This window comes from Nocardia iowensis (genome assembly GCF_019222765.1).
Lineage (GTDB): Bacteria > Actinomycetota > Actinomycetes > Mycobacteriales > Mycobacteriaceae > Nocardia > Nocardia iowensis.
In genome coordinates, this window is the sequence record NZ_CP078145.1 from 6,188,661 (window position 1) to 6,204,530 (window position 15,870).

Here is a 15,870-nt window from a genome sequence, read left to right on the forward strand (position 1 = left end):
AGCTCACCGCGCGGCGAGCCACCCGCCGATCCGCCGGGCGATGTCGGGAGCCGTGAGTCCCAGCTCCGCGTGCACCTCACCGCGCGACGCATGGTCCAGGAATTGCTGTGGCACACCGAGATCGCGGGTCGGGATATCCAGGCCGGAATTGCGCAGCCGAGCCGACACAGTGGAGCCGATGCCGCCGTGCAGTCCGCCGTCTTCCAGCGTGACCACGAGCCGGTAGTTCTCGGCGAGCTTGACCAGCGTGTCGGAGACCGGGAGCACCCAGCGCGGGTCGATGACGGTGACCGAAACCCCTTCGGTCTCCAGCAGATCCGCGGCGCGCAGGGCGACCTCGGCGAACGAGCCGACGGCCACCAGCAGCACGTCACCGCGTACCGCCTGGACCGATCCGCCGCCGTCGAGCGCGGGTTCGTCGCCGGTGCGCTCGCCGGCGGCGAGCCGCAGCACGTCCACCCCGTCGAGCCGTTCGACGGCCGAGATATCGTCGGCGACACTGCCTTTGGGGAACCGGATGGCGGTGGGGCCGTCGTTGACGGCGAGCGCCTCGGCCAGTTCCTCGCGCAGGGTCGCCGCGTCGCGCGGCGCCGCCACCCGGATGCCGGGGATGATGCCGAGCACCGAGAGGTCCCACATGCCGTTGTGACTGGCACCGTCGGGGCCGGTGATACCGGAACGGTCCAGCACGACGGTCACCGGCTGCTTCAACAGCGCGACGTCCATCAGCAGCTGGTCGAAGGCACGGTTGAGGAAGGTCGAGTAGATCGCGACGACGGGATGCATGCCGCCCAGCGCGAGCCCGGCCGCCGAGGCCATGGCGTGCTGTTCGGCGATGCCGACATCGAACATCCGCTCCGGGAACCGCTCACCGAATGCCGCGAGCCCGGTCGGCCCCGCCATGGCCGCGGTGATCGCGACGATGTCGTCGCGCTGTTCGGCGTGCGCGATGAGTTCCTGGGAGAACACCGAGGTCCAGCCGAGCGCCTTCGGCCCACCGACCGGGACCCCGGTGAGCGGGTCGATCGGGTCACAGGCGTGCATCTGGTCGGCGATGTGGTTCTCGGCGGGCGCGTAGCCGTGGCCCTTCTGCGTCACCGCGTGCACCACGACCGGTCCGCCGAAGTCCTTGGCCCGGCGCAGCGCCGCCTCCAGCGCGACGATGTCGTGCCCGTCGACCGGGCCGACGTACTTCATCCCGAGGTCGCTGAACAGCTCCTGCGGGCTTACCGCGTCCTTTATCCCGGCCTTCACCGCGTGCATCATCGAGTAGGCGGACTCGCCGACCCGCGGAATGCTCTTCAGGATCCGTTTCCCGGCGTCCAGCGCGTGCTCGTAGGCGGGCTGGGTGCGCAGCGCGGTCAACCGGTCGGCGAGGCCGCCGATGGTCGGCGCGTAGGAGCGGCCGTTGTCGTTGACGACGATCACCACCGGGCGGTCCGGCGCGCCCGCGATGTTGTTGAGCGCCTCCCAGCACATGCCGCCGGTGAGCGCGCCGTCCCCGACCACCGCCACCACATGGCGGTTCTGCCCGCTCAGCGCGAACGCCTTCGCCAGACCGTCCGCGTAGGACAACGACGCCGAGGCGTGCGAGGACTCCACCCAGTCGTGCGCGCTCTCGGCGCGGCTCGGGTAGCCGGACAGTCCGCCCTGCTTGCGCAGCGTGTCGAACTCGTCCTTGCGGCCGGTCAGGATCTTGTGCACATAGGCCTGGTGGCCGGTGTCGAAGATCAACGGGTCGGCCGGCGAGTCGAAGATCCGGTGCAGGGCGATGGTCAGCTCGACCACGCCGAGATTCGGGCCGAGGTGCCCGCCGGTCGCGGCCACCTTCCGCACCAGGAACTCACGGATCTCGTCCGCCAGCTCACGCAATTGCGGCGCGGTGAGCGGACGCAGATCTTCGGGCGTGTCGACCCGGGAAAGCACTCCCACCTGAACTCGCTCCCTCCGGATTGTGCATCTGATCCGATCAGTCTACGGAGCGGCGGGCGGTGCCCTCGAACGAGAACCGAACTGCCACACCTGGCAACGACCATCACCAGCCGACATCGGGCCGGAATGTGAGCCTCGGCATACCGTACTCGGCCTACAGTAATCATGTGGCCCAGCCCGAAGAGGCGACCCAGCGGACAATCGAACCGGGCGTCGTGTCCAGGATCGTCACCGACGTCTATCAGCTGTGCCGCCCCGACGATTCCGGCACGCTCGCCGACTACATTCCGGAACTGGCTGCGGTGCAGCCGGATTCGTTCGCACTGTGCCTGGCCACCGCCGACGGGCAGGTGTACGGCACCGGCGACCTGGACGCCTCGTTCACCATCCAGTCGATCTCCAAGCCGTTCACCTACGCACTCGCGCTGGCCGACCGCGGCACCGAGGCCGTCGACGAGCGCATCGATGTGGAGCCCTCCGGCGAGCCGTTCAACGAGATCAGTTTGGATCCGGTGACCGAGCGCCCGCGCAATCCGATGATCAATGCGGGCGCGATCACCGCTGCGGCGTTGATCACCGGCAGCGATCCGGTTGAGCGCTTCGAACGCATCCGGCGCTGTTATTCGCGCTTCGCCGGACGCGAATTGCGCATGAACGAGGCGGTGTACGCGTCCGAGTCGCGCACCGGCTTCCGCAACCGCGCCATCGGGTACATGCTGCGCTCGTTCGGCATCATCGACTCCGACCCGGACGAGGCGGTCGACCGCTACTTCCGGCAGTGCTCGATCGACGTGACCTGCCGTGACCTGGCGCTGATGGCGGCAACGCTGGCCAACAACGGGCGCAACCCGGTGTCCGGGGAACGCGCGCTGTCGACGGCGCTGACCGAGCGGGTGCTCAGCGTGATGACCACCTGTGGCATGTACAACGCGGCGGGCGACTGGGTGACGACGGTCGGGCTGCCCGCGAAGAGCGGGGTCGGCGGCGGCATCGTCGCGGTGCTGCCGGGGCAGATCGGCATCGCGGTCTACTCGCCGCGGCTGGACGCGCACGGCAACAGCGTGCGTGGCGTCGCGGCCTGCCGGGAGTTGTCGCGGCGGCTGGAACTGCACTTTCTGCACGTCACGCGGGCGGCGCGGACGGCGATCCGGGCCGGATACTCGGTGGCCGAGGTGCCGTCGCGGCTGCGCAGGACCACCGAGGAGATCGCGTTGCTCGCCGAGCACGGGCACCGGGCGCGGGTCTACGAATTGCACGGCGATCTGTTGTTCGCGGGGGCGGAGAGCGCGGTGCGGACCATCGAGGCGCAGGCGGGTGAGCTGGCGGCGCTCGTGGTCGATCTGCGCCGGGTGGGCGAGGTGAGCGCGATCGCGGTGCGAATGCTCGACGACATGCAAACCGAGCTCGCGGCGGTCGGCGTGCGGGTGGCGCTGGTCGATCCCGATGCCAAACTCGGGCATCTGGTGTCCAGCTTGGATCCCGACGACCCCCGCGGGCGAGTGTTCATCGACCGCGATACCGCGACCGAATGGTGTGAGGACATCGTGCTCGACCGGCACCGGCCCGCCGATGAGCCGGAGTGCACGTCGATCTCGATCGAGGATCATCCCGCGCTGGCCGCGCTGGCGGCGGACGATCGGGCGCGGTTGGCCAAGGAGTTCGAAGTGCGCACGTTCGCGCGTGGTGAGGTGATCGCGCGGCGCGGGAGTGCGCGGTCGGGGCTGTACCTGATCCTGGAGGGGCGGGTGCGGATCACGTTCGAGGGCAGTGACGCTCGGACGCATCGGCTGGTGAGTTTGTCGGCGGGGATGTCGTTCGGCGAGATTCCGATGCTGGTCGGGACGCCGTTCGTGAACGAGGCGCGGGCCGAGTCAGGAGTGCGGGTCGCGGTGTTGAACCCCGCGCGGTTCGATCGGCTCACCTCACAGGCGCCGCAGCTGAAGCTGGCACTGCTCGAACGGCTCGCGGCGGGGGCGTACGCGCAGATGGATGCGGCGGTGCGCGCGATCGCGGTGCGCGGTGGGGATTATTGAGCGCGTCGGCGGGGACGATTGCGCCGCGTCCACCGTTGACCACATGAGAGCTACCGTCGATCGATCGAGGAGTATGCCGTGAGTGAGAAGTCCGACTCCGCCGAGGCGGGAGCCGTCACCGTTTTCGGCAACGGTACGGCCCGCGCCACACCTGATCTGATGCGCGTCACGATTTCCGTCGAGTGCCGGGCGAGCAAGGTCGCGCTCGCCTACAGCAAGGCCGGGGAGCGGGTGGCCGCGGTGACCCGTTCGCTGCGCTCCGACGGTGTCGCGGGCAGCGATATCGCGACGAGCGGATTGTCCGTGCACACCGAAACCGTGTGGACCGAAGGTCAGGGCAATCGCATTACCGGTTACCTCGCGAGCACGTCATTGACCGTCGCGCTGCGCGACATCGGTGACGATGCCGATCCCGGGCCCGCGACGATCATCGCCAACGCGGTCGAGGCGGGCGGCGACGACGTTCGCCTCGGCGGTTTGAATCTGACCTTCGCAGACCAAGAGTCGTTGCTCGTGGAGGCGCGGGACGCCGCGTGGCAGAACGCTGTCGTCAAGGCTGAGCAGTACGCGCGGCGGGCGGGGCGTTCGCTCGGGGCGGTGCTGGAGATCACCGAGAATACTTCCGCCGCACCGCCGCCCGTTCCGCGAATGAAGGCGATGTCGGTGTCGATGGACGCCTACGGTGCCGCTCCGGTTCCGGTCGAGCTCGGCGAGAGTGAGATCTCGGCCGTGATTCGCGTTACCTGGCAGTTGAATTGACGCACCTCGCGTAATGCGGGTCCTACTCGTGGAATTCGAATTTCCATGCTTGGTCCTGACTGCTCGTTTCGAGCGGTTGCAGGGCGACGGTGGGTGGGAAGATGCGCAGCATGCTGAGATCGAGGGCTAGTTCGGTGCCATCGATCGGGCCGTTGGGGACGACGATGTAGTAGGTGAACGGGTCAGCGGCGGGAATGAGGCTCCATTCCTTGGGTTCTGGGAGATGGTCGATCCGCTGCGGGCCCGCGTCGTAGCCGAGGTAGGTCTGGCTTGCGAGGTTGCGGATGGTGATGTTGCCGTTGTCGAATCGCCGCACCTCCCACTCCTGGGTGCCGGGTTCGCCGGTCGGCGGCAGGACGACGATCGGCGCGGCACTCTCCGTGCGCTGCAAGGTCAGAAGTTGTTCCGAGGGACGGCTGATCGCGTAGACACCACCGTGCAGCGCGGCGGTCCGGACAGACTCGGACGAACTGTTCGGCCACCACGCTGCCGCCAGCGCGAGAACCGACAGCACCGTGATGGTCAGTGCGCCTGCCGAGCGCGGGGTGCTCATCGGTGACCGAGACCCTTCACCAAGAGCGTCACAGTGTCGGCGCCCGCATGCCTGTCCTCCGAAATCTCCAGGTACTCGGGCGATTCCGCCCAGGCACGAAAAGAGATCTCATCGGGAAACGACATCAACACCACCTTCTCCCGATCCGTAGCGCCCTCGATAATGTGCGGCGATTCGTCAGCGGCCAGCAGCGTCCCCGAGTAGCGAGTGAAAACATCCAGGAAGCGCGCCTGGTACCGATCGTAGGCACCACGATCGGTGAACTTCAGTTGCGCAATCACATACACAGTCATGGTGCGACCCTAAGTCCCGCTGACGACTTCGACATCGAGGAAACCGGACAGACCCGCCCCGCATCCGAATAGATACGGCAGGACGTCGGCCGCCGCCTATATTGAGAAGTCGGTGACAGCGCCCGGTTGCCGGTTAGGGGATCGTATGTCGTTCGTGCTCATCGACACACCGCGGCCGCACGTCGCCCTCGTCACGCTCAACCGTCCCGATCGGATGAACGCGATGGCCTTCGACGTGATGATCCCGCTGCGCGAGGCACTCGAAGAAGTCAGCGCGGACAACGATATTCGGGTCGTAGTGCTCACCGGTGCGGGACAGGGTTTCTGCTCCGGTGCCGACCTACAGAGCGCCGGGAAGGTGCCCAATGTCGAAGGACTCACCGTCACCAGCATCGCGCGCCGCTCGATGGACCTGCTCAACGATGTGATGATCACCCTGCGGCGCATGCACCAACCGGTGATCGGCGCGATCAACGGTGCCGCCATCGGCGGCGGGTTCTGCCTCAGCGTCGCCACCGACATCCGAATCGCCGCCGACGAAGCCTACTTTCGCGCGGCAGGCATCAACAACGGCCTCACCTCCGCCGAACTGGGCATCAGCTACCTGCTGCCGCGCGCCATCGGCTCCTCCCGCGCGTTCGAGATCATGCTCTCCGGTCGCGATGTCGACGCCACCGAGGCCGAACGCATCGGCCTCGTCTCGCGCACCGTCCCCGCCGCCAAACTCCTCGAAACCTGCTACGACCTGGCCGACCGCATCATCAGCTTCAGCCGCGTAGGCACCGAACTCACCAAACGCATGCTCTGGAGCGGCATGGAAGCAGGCAGCTTCGAATCCCACATGCAACACGAGGGAACGGCCCAACTCTACGTCCGCCTAACCACCAACAACTTCGACGAGGCCATCCAAGCCCGCCGAGCCCACCGCCCCCCAATCTACGAAGACTGACCCCACCCACCGATGGCCCGTTCGGCGATCATTGGGAGGGTGGGCGTTTGAGGAGGGCGATGCATTCGACGTGGTGGGTGGCGGGGAAGGCGTCGAAGGCGCGTAGGTCTTCGAGGTGGTAGCCGGCGGCGTGGTATAGGCCTAGGTCGCGGGCGAAAGCGGCTGGGTCGCAGCCTATGTGGATGATGCGGGATGGGTCGGTGGAGGTTAGTGCGGCGATTACGTCTTTGCCTGCGCCTGCGCGTGGGGGGTCGAGGATGACCACGTCGGGGGCGGGGCCGCCGAGGCGCTCGGTCACCCATCGCTCCACTCGTTGGGCGTGCAGGTCCAGCCAGGAGAGGTCGCGGAGGGCGGCTGTGCCGTCGGCGACGGCCGAGCGGGCCGATTCCACCGCGAGGACCGCGCCGGTCTGTCCGACCTGCTCGGCCAGCCGGGAGGCGAAAACGCCTGCGCCGCTGTACAAGTCCCAAGCCAAGCCGCCGGGGAGCAGTCCGGACCACTCCACCAGGTCCGAATAACATTGCGCCGCACCGTGGTGCGCCTGCCAGAAGCCGGTCGCGGAGACTTCCCACCGACGCCCGGCCACATACTCGACCGCACGCCCGCTGCCGGAAATCACCCACTCGTCGCGTGCCGCATGGGTGGCCGCGCGCCGCGCCGACGCACTACGCCGCTCCTGCGCCTGTGGCACTTCCGGGCTGCGGTCACCGTTCTGTTCCGTACCGCTGCCGCCGCCGCGCGCGTCACTACGCCAGACGCCGCCGATCTCACCTGGACGGCGGCGACGGCCGCGTTCCGGAGTGCCCGGCGCATCGTCGCCGCGCCATTCGCTGGCCGGCTTGCCTGCTGGGCGGCGGCGGTTGCCTTGTTCGGCACTACGTCCGCCGGTGCGGTCATCGCGGCCGCGCGCACCCGGGTCGTCAGCACGTGACTTCCGCGCACGGTCGTCGTCTCCGCGTACGCCACCTGGTTCGGCGCCGGGACGGCGGCGATCGTTGCGCTCGGCACGGCCTCGTCTGTCGCGGCCGCGTTGATCGCCGCGGCGCTCGCTGGTCGCACCGGGGTCGGTGCGCTGCCAGTCGCTTGTCCGCGACTTGCGCCGCTCCCCCTCGGCCGTCGGCGTCAGTTCGACGATGTGGCGGACGCCGTCACCGTCGATCGCGATCACCAGGTCCGCACCCGGTGTCCACAATCGGTCCGCGACGCCGTCGAGGGCACCCGGAACCGGTTGTGGGCAGCGCAGATCCGCGATCACGTCGGTGCTGCGGTATCGATGGACGCCGGCTCGACCCGTCGCGTCGACGGCCAGTCGGATCCGGGTGCGCCAGCCGCCGGTGGCGTCGCCGGAGCCGGTGATCGGCTGCACGACGATTTCCCGCTCGATCCCCGCGAGCCTGCGCAGTTGTTCCGCGACGACCGATGCCTTCAGCGCCCGTTGGGCTTGCGGTGTGGCATAGGAGAAATCGCAGCACCCCGCACCACCCGGACCGGACACCGGGCAGGTGGCGGGGACGCGGTCCGGGGACGGCTCGAGGATTTCCACCACGTCGGCGCGGCAGAACGATCCGCCGCGATCCTCGGTGACCCGCACCCGCACCAGTTCACCCGGCAGCCCGTGCCGGACGAACACCACGCGCCCCTCGTGCCTGGCGACACAGAACCCACCGTGCCCCGGCGGTCCGAGCCGCACCTCGAAAGTTGTGTCACGCCAATCATTCATGACTCGCTCACTCATGATCGGTCGTCATAACCGCGACGCACCGCACCCGGCGCGTTCACCACACCGGGCGTACGCGCCCGCGTCGACGAACTCAACTGCCACGGCACGCTGGTCACCATCACTCCCGGCTCGAAAAGCAGTCGGCCCTTGAGCCGCAACGCACTCTGGTTGTGCAGCACCTGTTCCCACCAGTGACCGACCACGTACTCGGGGATGAACACGGTCACCACATCGCGCGGGGAGTCCTTGCGCACCCGCTTCACGTAATCGAGGACGGGCTTGGTGATTTCGCGGTATGGCGATTCGATCACCTTGAGCGGCACGGTGATATCGCTCTGCTCCCATTCGCGCACCAGCGCCCTGGTGTCGGCCTCGTCGACGTTCACGGTCACCGCTTCGAGCGTGTCCGGCCGGGTGGCGCGGGCGTAAGCCAGCGCACGCCGCGTCGGCAGATGCAGCTTGGACACCAGCACGATCGAGTGCGAGCGGCTGGGCAGCACACCGTCCCACTCATGCTCGTCCAGCTCGCGCGACACCGAATCATAGTGCTTGCGAATCATTTTCATCACGATGAAGATCGCGACCATCGTGATGATGGCGATGTAGGCGCCCGCGAAGAACTTGGTGATGAGCACGATGATCAGCACCGCGCCGGTCGCGCTCAGGCCGACCGCGTTGATCCCCCGCGACCGCTTCATCCGAGCCCGCTGCGCCGGATCGGTTTCGGTGCGCAGCAAGCGGGTCCAGTGCCGCAGCATGCCGGTCTGGCTGAGCACGAAGGAGACGAAGACGCCGACGATGTACAGCTGAATCAGCTTGGTGACCTCGGCGCCGAAGAACACCACGAACGCGATGGCGGCCCCGGACAGGAACAGGATGCCGTTGCTGAACGCCAGCCGGTCGCCTCGGGTGTGCAGCTGCCTCGGCAGGTAGCGGTCCTGCGCCAGAATCGACCCGAGCACCGGGAACCCGTTGAACGCGGTATTCGCGGCGAGGACCAGGATCAGCGCGGTCACCGTGGTGATGAAGAAGAACCCGATCGGGAAACCGTGGAACACCGTCTCCGCGAGCTGAGCGATCAGCGTCTTCTGGTGGTAGCCGTCGGGTGCGCCGATCAGGTCCGCCTCGTCGTGGGCGTAGACCACCCCGATCTTCTGGGCCAGAATGATGATCCCCATCAGCAGCACGATCGCGAACGTGCCCAGCATCAGCAGCGTGGTGGCGGCGTTGCGCGACTTGGGCTTCCGGAACGCGGGCACGCCGTTGCTGATCGCCTCGACACCGGTCAGCGCGGCACAGCCGGAGGAGAACGAGCGGGCGATCAAGAAGGCGAAGGCGAGACCGTAGAGGTGCTCGTCCTCCGCCTGCAATCCGAAGCCGGCCGACTCGGCCTGTAGATCGTCGCCGAGGATGAAGATCTGGAACAGCCCCCAGCCGAGCATGACGAACATGCCGACAATGAACGCGTAGGTCGGGATCGCGAACGCGGTGCCCGACTCGCGGACGCCACGCAGGTTGATCGCGGTCAGGATGGCGATGGCGACGACGGCGAACAGCACCTTGTGCGTGGCGACGAACGGGATGGCCGAACCGATATTGGACGCGGCCGAGGAAATCGAGACGGCCACCGTGAGCACGTAGTCGACGAGCAGGGCGCTGCCGACGGTCAACCCGGCGTTCGGTCCGAGGTTCGTCGTGGCGACCTCGTAGTCGCCGCCACCGGACGGGTAGGCGTGCACGTTCTGCCGGTAGCTGGCCACCACCACGGCCATCACGAACGCGACGGCGAGACCGACCCACGGCGCGTAGACGTAGGCGGAGATGCCGGCGGCGGAGAGCACGAGGAAGATTTCTTCCGGCGCGTAGGCGACCGAGGACATGGCATCGGAGGCGAACACCGGCAGCGCGATGCGCTTCGGCAGCAGGGTATGGCCAAGCGAATCACTACGGAAAGGCCTGCCCAGCAGCATTCGTTTCGCTGCCGTCGTCAACTTGGACACTGGAGCGAGCATAGGCCCCCGCACGGTCCGTCGTGCGCGTGGCTCGCAGGTTTGGCCGACGAGCGGAGGGGGAAAGTGGATGTAATCATTCGGCAGGTACCGTTCGAACGAACGAGAAGCAGACCGAACGCTTGGTTCCAGGAACGAGGTTGCACGGGTGTACGTAGTGATCATGGGCTGTGGGCGCGTCGGGTCGGCGCTGGCCCGCGCCCTCGTCCGGGTCGGTCACGAGGTCACCGTGATCGATCGGGACTCCGCCGCCTTCCTCCGGCTGGGCCAGGACTTCAGCGGTGAGCGGGTGACCGGCGTCGGCTTCGATCGAGATGTGCTGGTACGGGCGGGAATCGAGCGCGCCGACGCGTTCGCCGCGGTCTCCTCCGGCGATAATTCCAACATCATCTCCGCGCGGGTGGCCCGCGAGATGTTCGGCGTCGAGCGCGTGGTCGCCCGCATCTACGACGCCAAGCGCGCCGCGGTGTACGAGCGGCTCGGCATCCCGACCATCGCCACCGTGCCGTGGACCACCGACCGGTTCCTGCGCACCCTCATCGGCGACAGCACCACCACCACCTGGCGCGACCCCACCGGCACGGTGGCCGTGACGCAGCTGACGCTGCACGAGGACTGGTACGGCCGTACGGTCCGCGACCTGGAGCGCGACGTCCGCGTCCGGGTGGCGTTCATCATCCGATTCGGCCAGGGCCTGCTGCCCGACAGCAAGACCATCGTGCAGGCCGACGACGTCGTCTACGTCGCCGCGACATCCGGTTCGGTGGGTGAGGCCGTCGCACTGGCAGGCAAGCCCCCCGTGAGCGAGGACTGAACATGAAAGTGGCCATCGCCGGGGCAGGCGCCGTCGGTCGATCCATCGCCAGGGAATTGCTGCGCGGCGGACACCGCGTCATGCTGCTCGAGCGGCAACTCGACCACATCGAACCGGAGGCGATCCCGGACGCCGTCTGGGTGCACGCCGACGCCTGTGAGCTCGCGTTGCTCGAGGACGCGGGGCTGGAAACCTACGAGGTGGTCATCGCGGCCACCGGCGACGACAAGGCAAACCTGGTGCACAGCCTGCTCGCCAAGACCGAGTTCGGCGTGCGCCGAGTGGTGGCGCGGGTGAACGATCCGCGCAACGAATGGCTGTTCGACGGATCCTGGGGTGTCGACGTGGCGGTGTCAACGCCGCGCCTGCTCGCCTCGCTCGTCGAAGAGGCGGTCACCGTCGGCGATCTGGTGCGCCTGATGACGCTGCGGCAGGGCCAGGCCAACCTGGTCGAGATCACGCTGCCCGGCGACACCGGGCTGGCCGGAAAGCCGGTGCGCACGCTCACCCTGCCGCGCGACGCCGCCCTGGTGACGATTCTGCGCGGCGGCCGGGTGATCGTGCCGCAGCCGGACGATCCGTTCGAGGGCGACGACGAACTGCTGTTCGTCACCTCGGTGGAGGCCGAAGAGGATTTGCGGGTCGAACTCGCCAACCACGGCATCAAGCCTTGACTCCCCGACAGGGCTGATACGCGGGCGGCTGAGACCTGCTAGGCCACCTTCAGTTCCGCCCGCAACTTGTTCAGCGCACGGTGCTGCATCACCCGGACCACGCCGGGACTGGTGCCGATCGCCTCGGCGGTCTGCGCCGCCGACCAGCCGAGCACGAGGCGCATGACCAGCACCTCGCGGTGTGCGGGAGCAAGCACCTTCATGAGTTCCCTGGTAGCCGCGCGCCGCTCGGACACCAGCGCCCACTCCTCGGGTCCCGCGGCGGTTGACGCCGTATCCGGCATCTCCGCCATCGGATAGGTCGGATGCTGCTGGGAACGGCGGAACGCGTCGGCGACCTTGTTCGACGCGATGCCGTAGACGAAGGCGAGGAACGACTTGCCCTGATCGCGGTACCGCGGGATCGCGTTTACGGTGGCGATCAGGATCTCCTGCACCACGTCGTCGGCGGTCACCTGCAGATGGGCGGTATTGCCAAGGCGCGCACCGCAATACCGGCGGACCAGCGGATGGACGAGGCGGACGATCTCGGTGATGGCGGTGCGATCGCCCGCGGCCGCCGGGCCGATGTATTTGTCCAGTTCGGCCGACACTCGGCGGCTCTCCGACAGGGCCGGATTGTGGTTCTTCGACGATGCTGCGGGGTTGTGCTCGGTAGCCACGTCCGAGTCCTTTCGTGCGATCGTGCGTTGTTTCTTACGCAACGATCGTCTGATGAACTCGGCTGACCAGCCAGGCACCCCAGGGTGGGTAACCACCCACCTCTGCGGTGGAACTTGCCCCACCCCTGAACGTTTTCGCCAGCGGACCCGGCGGAGTTAACGCCTTATGCGGCCGCGGCAGTCCTAGTGGGCAGATGACCCGCGCGGCGAACCGCCCAGACCGTGACGCCCAGCGCGATCGCGGTCAGCGGCCAGCCCATGGCGATGCGGGTGAACGCGAGCCAGCCGGTGCGGTCGGTGTCGTAGAGCTGCGACTGCACCAGGTAGCGGGCGCCGAAGACCAGCACCCAGGTGGTGGTCGCGAGGTAGTAGAGGCGCTGCACCCGTTGATCGCTGCGCCAGGCGCTGCCGTGGCCGTTCAGCACGCCCCAGATCACGCCGACGAGCGGCCAGCGCACCAGCATCGAGACGAGGAACACGCCCGCGTAAACCAGGCTCGTGTAGATGCCGAACAGGAAGAAGCCCTTGGCCTCCCCCATCCGGTAGGCGATGAACGCGCAGATGCCGACGCCGAAGAAGCCGGAGATGGCGGGCTGGACGGGGCTGCGCCGGATCAGCCGCCAGACCAGGATCAACGCGGCCACACCGAGCGCCGCCCAGATCGCCGCGGTCAGTCCGGCGAAACTGTTCACGGGGACGAACACGACCACGGGAACTGTCGAATAGATCAGGCCACTGAAACCGCCGAGCTGCTCGAGCAGGGTCTGCTCGGCGGCTTCCTCGTCACGGTCGAGAGCCGCGGCAGGCTCGTTGTGTTCGCCTGAGGGGGCGTTGTCGTTGCTCGATGGCATACGTCAGCTGTTCCCGCGCAATTCGTAGTAGGGGTTGTAGATCACTTTGCGGCCGTCTCGATCGCCGACCCGGCCGCGAACCAAAATACGCCGTCCCGGCTCGATACCGGGGATGCGCCGACGGCCGATCCACACCAGGGTGATGGCATCGGTGCCGTCGAAGAACTCCGCTTGCACACTGGCGCCCGCGGACTTCGGACACGCTTCGACACTGCGTAGCCTACCGAGCATCGTGGCCTCGTCACCGCGACGACACTCCGAAGCGCGGCACGCACCCGAGGCTTCCGATTTCTCGGCAAGTTCCTCGGCGTCCAACTGGTCGAGATCCTCGGTCAGTCTGCGGCCCAGACGTCGAAAATACCCTGAGGCAGCGGATGACATTTCGCACGTTCTCCTGCATAGCGCAGACAGTGTGGGTCGCACACCATCGTGGTTTCCGTGCACGACCGGCTGTGGACGTACACCCGCCACTGTAGATGCCCCGGCGCACCCCCGCTACGCTCGGACCGGTGTTCGACTCCCCACACCCCGTGTCGGCCGCCCACGGCGTCGTGGCGTTGCCCGGCACCGGATCCGATGCGGATTTCGCCCGCCGTGCCTTCGCGCCCGCCTGCGTAGCGCGCCGTCTCGACGTGGTCGCGGTGGAGCCCGACCCACGGGCGGTGGTCGCGAGCTATCGGGCCGCGCTCGATGCCGCAGCCGCGGCGGGACCGATTGTTGTGGCGGGAATCTCGTTGGGTGCCGCGGTCGCGATCGAGTGGGCGGCCGAGCATCCGGAGCTCACCGTCGGGGTGGTCGCGGCGCTACCCGGGTGGACCGGACCCGACACCGCCGCCTGCCCCGCCTCGTTGAGCGCGGGCGCGACCGCCGCGCAATTGCGGGCCGACGGGTTGGACGCGGTGGTGGCCCGGATGCGGGCAAGCAGCCCGCGCTGGCTGGCCGACGCGCTCACCCGGTCGTGGCGGTCGCAATGGCCGAATCTTCCTGCGGCGCTGGAAGAAGCGGCCGACTACAAGTGGCCGGAGACCGAGCGCCTCGGCACCATCGAGGTGCCGGTGGCCGTGGTGACGGCCGTCGACGACCCGGTGCATCCGTTCGCGATCGCCGAGGAGTGGGCCGCGTTGATCCCGCGGTCCGCGATCCACCGGATCACCCTCGCCGAACTCGGCGCGGATCCGGCGATTCTCGGACACACGGGATTCGCCGCACTGGCTCGAAGCTGAGCACGCCGGGTCGGTTCAGACCCGGCGTGGGTTCGTACGCAGCGTCAGTTCAGGCCCAGCTGCTGCATGGCGGAACCGTCCGCACCGCGGCGCGGTCCCTCCGGCATCCGCGGCGGCACGGCACTCTGCGGGCCCGTCTGCGTGGCCGCGGCCTGGGCCGCGATCTGCTGTTGCTGGGCGTCGATCTGCGCTTGGTGCGCGGCGGCCAGCTGTTCGGCCAGTTCCTGCGGCAACACCACGGGTAGTGGCTCACGCACCGGCAACGGGTCGTCACCGCGGCGGATCACGGTCTCGCTCAGGATCGCTCGGGCCGCCGCCACCAGCGGGCTGCCGTCGTTGGACGCACCCGACGGGCCCGCCGCGACCAGCCGGACCATCCAGCGGGGGCCGTCGACGCCGATGAACCGCAGGTCCGCGCCCTCGGTGATGGCCAGCAGCTCGCGGCCCCACGGGCCGGTCTCCACCGCGACCCTGGCACCGTCGTTGCGCAGGGAATCGGCGAGATCGGCTGCCACCGTGCGCCATTGGCCCGCCGACTTGGGTGCCGCGTACGCCGCGACGGTGAGCCTGCCGTGCTCGGTTGCCAGGTGCACGGCTTGTGGCGTGCCGTCGGGGGTCATCTCGACTTGCAACTGACCGCCCTGCGGCACCGGCAGGATCACCGAGCCGAGATCGAGCCGCTGCTCGGTGACCTTCGCCAGCAGGTCGGCCACCTCGTCGAAATCGTACGGACCCGACTTCACTGCCGACGCGTCACCGACATCGGCTGTGACGTAAGGCGTTTCGTCGGTGTCGAACTCGTCGTACCCGTAGTCGTCCGCCTCGTCGTAGTCGTCGGCCGGATACCGGTCGTCGTCCGAGGACTTACGCTTCTTTCCGAAAATTCCCATCACGCCTCCTTGCCGGTTGCCCGGCCCGCCCCATCCGCCGCGGTCAGACTCGCGTGCCCGCCGCTCGAACCGTGACCACCCGCACCCCGGGTGGTCTCGTCGAGCGTGTCGACCTCGTGGAAATCGACCAGTTCCACCCGCTGCACCAGCAGCTGCGCGATCCGATCGCCCCGGCGCAGCTCGATGGGCGTGCGCGGGTCGTGGTTGATCAGGCACACCTTGATCTCGCCGCGATATCCGGCGTCGACCGTGCCAGGGGTGTTCACCACCGACAGTCCGGTCTTGGCCGCCAGTCCCGAACGCGGATGGATCAGGCCGACCGTGCCGACCGGTAGCGCGACAGCGATGCCGGTCCCGACCAGCACCCGCTCACCGGGCTCCAGGATGACGTCTTCCGTGGTGCACAGGTCCACGCCGGCGTCGCCGTGATGGGCGCGCGCGGGCATGGGGATGCCGGGATCCAGCCGCAGCAGAGGGATAGGTGAAAGTGCCGTCACGTTGGTCGAGC

At 68.1% G+C, this 15,870-nt stretch carries 16 protein-coding genes; 6 read left to right on the forward strand and 10 right to left on the reverse strand.

Features of this window, described 5'->3' with window-relative positions:
• Positions 1–3 precede the first annotated feature (3 nt).
• Positions 4–1,932 (reverse strand): 1-deoxy-D-xylulose-5-phosphate synthase, encoded by a 1,929-nt coding sequence (gene dxs / locus KV110_RS28475; RefSeq protein WP_218470306.1) that lies wholly within the window; start codon positions 1,930–1,932, stop codon positions 4–6.
• Between the two features lie 167 nt (positions 1,933–2,099).
• Between dxs and glsA the strand changes: the two genes are divergently transcribed.
• A complete protein-coding gene (glsA, locus tag KV110_RS28480; RefSeq protein ID WP_393540141.1) occupies positions 2,100–3,965 on the forward strand; it encodes a glutaminase A in 1,866 nt (621 codons plus the stop codon).
• Between the two features lie 78 nt (positions 3,966–4,043).
• Positions 4,044–4,724, forward strand: a complete 681-nt coding sequence (locus KV110_RS28485) for an SIMPL domain-containing protein (RefSeq protein ID WP_218470307.1) — start codon at positions 4,044–4,046, stop codon at positions 4,722–4,724.
• Positions 4,725–4,746: 22 nt separating this feature from the next.
• Here the strand turns inward: KV110_RS28485 and KV110_RS28490 are convergent, their stop codons facing one another.
• Positions 4,747–5,277 carry an RICIN domain-containing protein gene (locus tag KV110_RS28490; RefSeq protein ID WP_218470308.1) on the reverse strand — a complete coding sequence of 177 codons (531 nt, stop codon included), beginning with the start codon at positions 5,275–5,277 and terminating at the stop codon, positions 4,747–4,749.
• Positions 5,274–5,570 (reverse strand): DUF1330 domain-containing protein, encoded by a 297-nt coding sequence (locus KV110_RS28495; RefSeq protein ID WP_218470309.1) that lies wholly within the window; start codon positions 5,568–5,570, stop codon positions 5,274–5,276. Before KV110_RS28495 ends, KV110_RS28490 begins: the two co-directional genes overlap by 4 nt.
• A 145-nt stretch (positions 5,571–5,715) precedes the next feature.
• On the opposite strand from KV110_RS28495, the gene KV110_RS28500 reads away from it, so the two are divergent.
• Positions 5,716–6,519: an enoyl-CoA hydratase gene (locus KV110_RS28500; RefSeq protein WP_218470310.1), complete on the forward strand. Its 804-nt coding sequence runs from the start codon at positions 5,716–5,718 to the stop codon at positions 6,517–6,519.
• Between the two features lie 28 nt (positions 6,520–6,547).
• Here the strand turns inward: KV110_RS28500 and KV110_RS28505 are convergent, their stop codons facing one another.
• Positions 6,548–8,254, reverse strand: a complete 1,707-nt coding sequence (locus KV110_RS28505; protein WP_246634038.1) for a class I SAM-dependent RNA methyltransferase — start codon at positions 8,252–8,254, stop codon at positions 6,548–6,550.
• Entirely contained in the window at positions 8,251–10,239 is a 1,989-nt protein-coding gene (locus KV110_RS28510) for an APC family permease (protein WP_218470311.1), read from the reverse strand. Before KV110_RS28510 ends, KV110_RS28505 begins: the two co-directional genes overlap by 4 nt.
• Positions 10,240–10,396: 157 nt before the next feature.
• Here KV110_RS28510 and KV110_RS28515 point away from each other — a divergent pair, with 157 nt between their 5' ends.
• Entirely contained in the window at positions 10,397–11,062 is a 666-nt protein-coding gene (locus tag KV110_RS28515) for a potassium channel family protein (RefSeq protein WP_218470312.1), read from the forward strand.
• A 2-nt stretch (positions 11,063–11,064) separates the two neighbouring features.
• Positions 11,065–11,736, forward strand: coding sequence for a potassium channel family protein (locus KV110_RS28520; protein WP_218470313.1), 672 nt, complete (start codon positions 11,065–11,067; stop codon positions 11,734–11,736).
• Positions 11,737–11,774: 38 nt separating this feature from the next.
• Here KV110_RS28520 and KV110_RS28525 read toward each other — a convergent pair whose 3' ends face one another.
• The 3 genes from KV110_RS28525 to KV110_RS28535 form a co-directional block, all read right to left on the reverse strand.
• Positions 11,775–12,398, reverse strand: a complete 624-nt coding sequence (locus tag KV110_RS28525) for a sigma-70 family RNA polymerase sigma factor (protein WP_218470314.1) — start codon at positions 12,396–12,398, stop codon at positions 11,775–11,777.
• Positions 12,399–12,562: 164 nt separating this feature from the next.
• Entirely contained in the window at positions 12,563–13,249 is a 687-nt protein-coding gene (locus KV110_RS28530; protein WP_218470315.1) for a DUF3159 domain-containing protein, read from the reverse strand.
• A gap of 3 nt (positions 13,250–13,252) precedes the next feature.
• On the reverse strand, positions 13,253–13,630 hold the full coding sequence (locus KV110_RS28535; RefSeq protein ID WP_218470316.1) for an OB-fold nucleic acid binding domain-containing protein: 378 nt from the start codon (positions 13,628–13,630) through the stop codon (positions 13,253–13,255).
• A 128-nt stretch (positions 13,631–13,758) separates the two neighbouring features.
• Here KV110_RS28535 and KV110_RS28540 point away from each other — a divergent pair, with 128 nt between their 5' ends.
• A complete protein-coding gene (locus KV110_RS28540; RefSeq protein ID WP_246634039.1) occupies positions 13,759–14,472 on the forward strand; it encodes an alpha/beta fold hydrolase in 714 nt (237 codons plus the stop codon).
• 44 nt (positions 14,473–14,516) lie between these two features.
• Here KV110_RS28540 and KV110_RS28545 read toward each other — a convergent pair whose 3' ends face one another.
• Together KV110_RS28545 and dut are read right to left on the reverse strand one after the other, a co-directional pair.
• Entirely contained in the window at positions 14,517–15,356 is an 840-nt protein-coding gene (locus KV110_RS28545; protein ID WP_393540203.1) for a DUF3710 domain-containing protein, read from the reverse strand.
• A gap of 5 nt (positions 15,357–15,361) precedes the next feature.
• Entirely contained in the window at positions 15,362–15,859 is a 498-nt protein-coding gene (gene dut, locus KV110_RS28550) for a dUTP diphosphatase (protein WP_218470318.1), read from the reverse strand.
• Between the last annotated feature and the right edge of the window lie 11 nt (positions 15,860–15,870).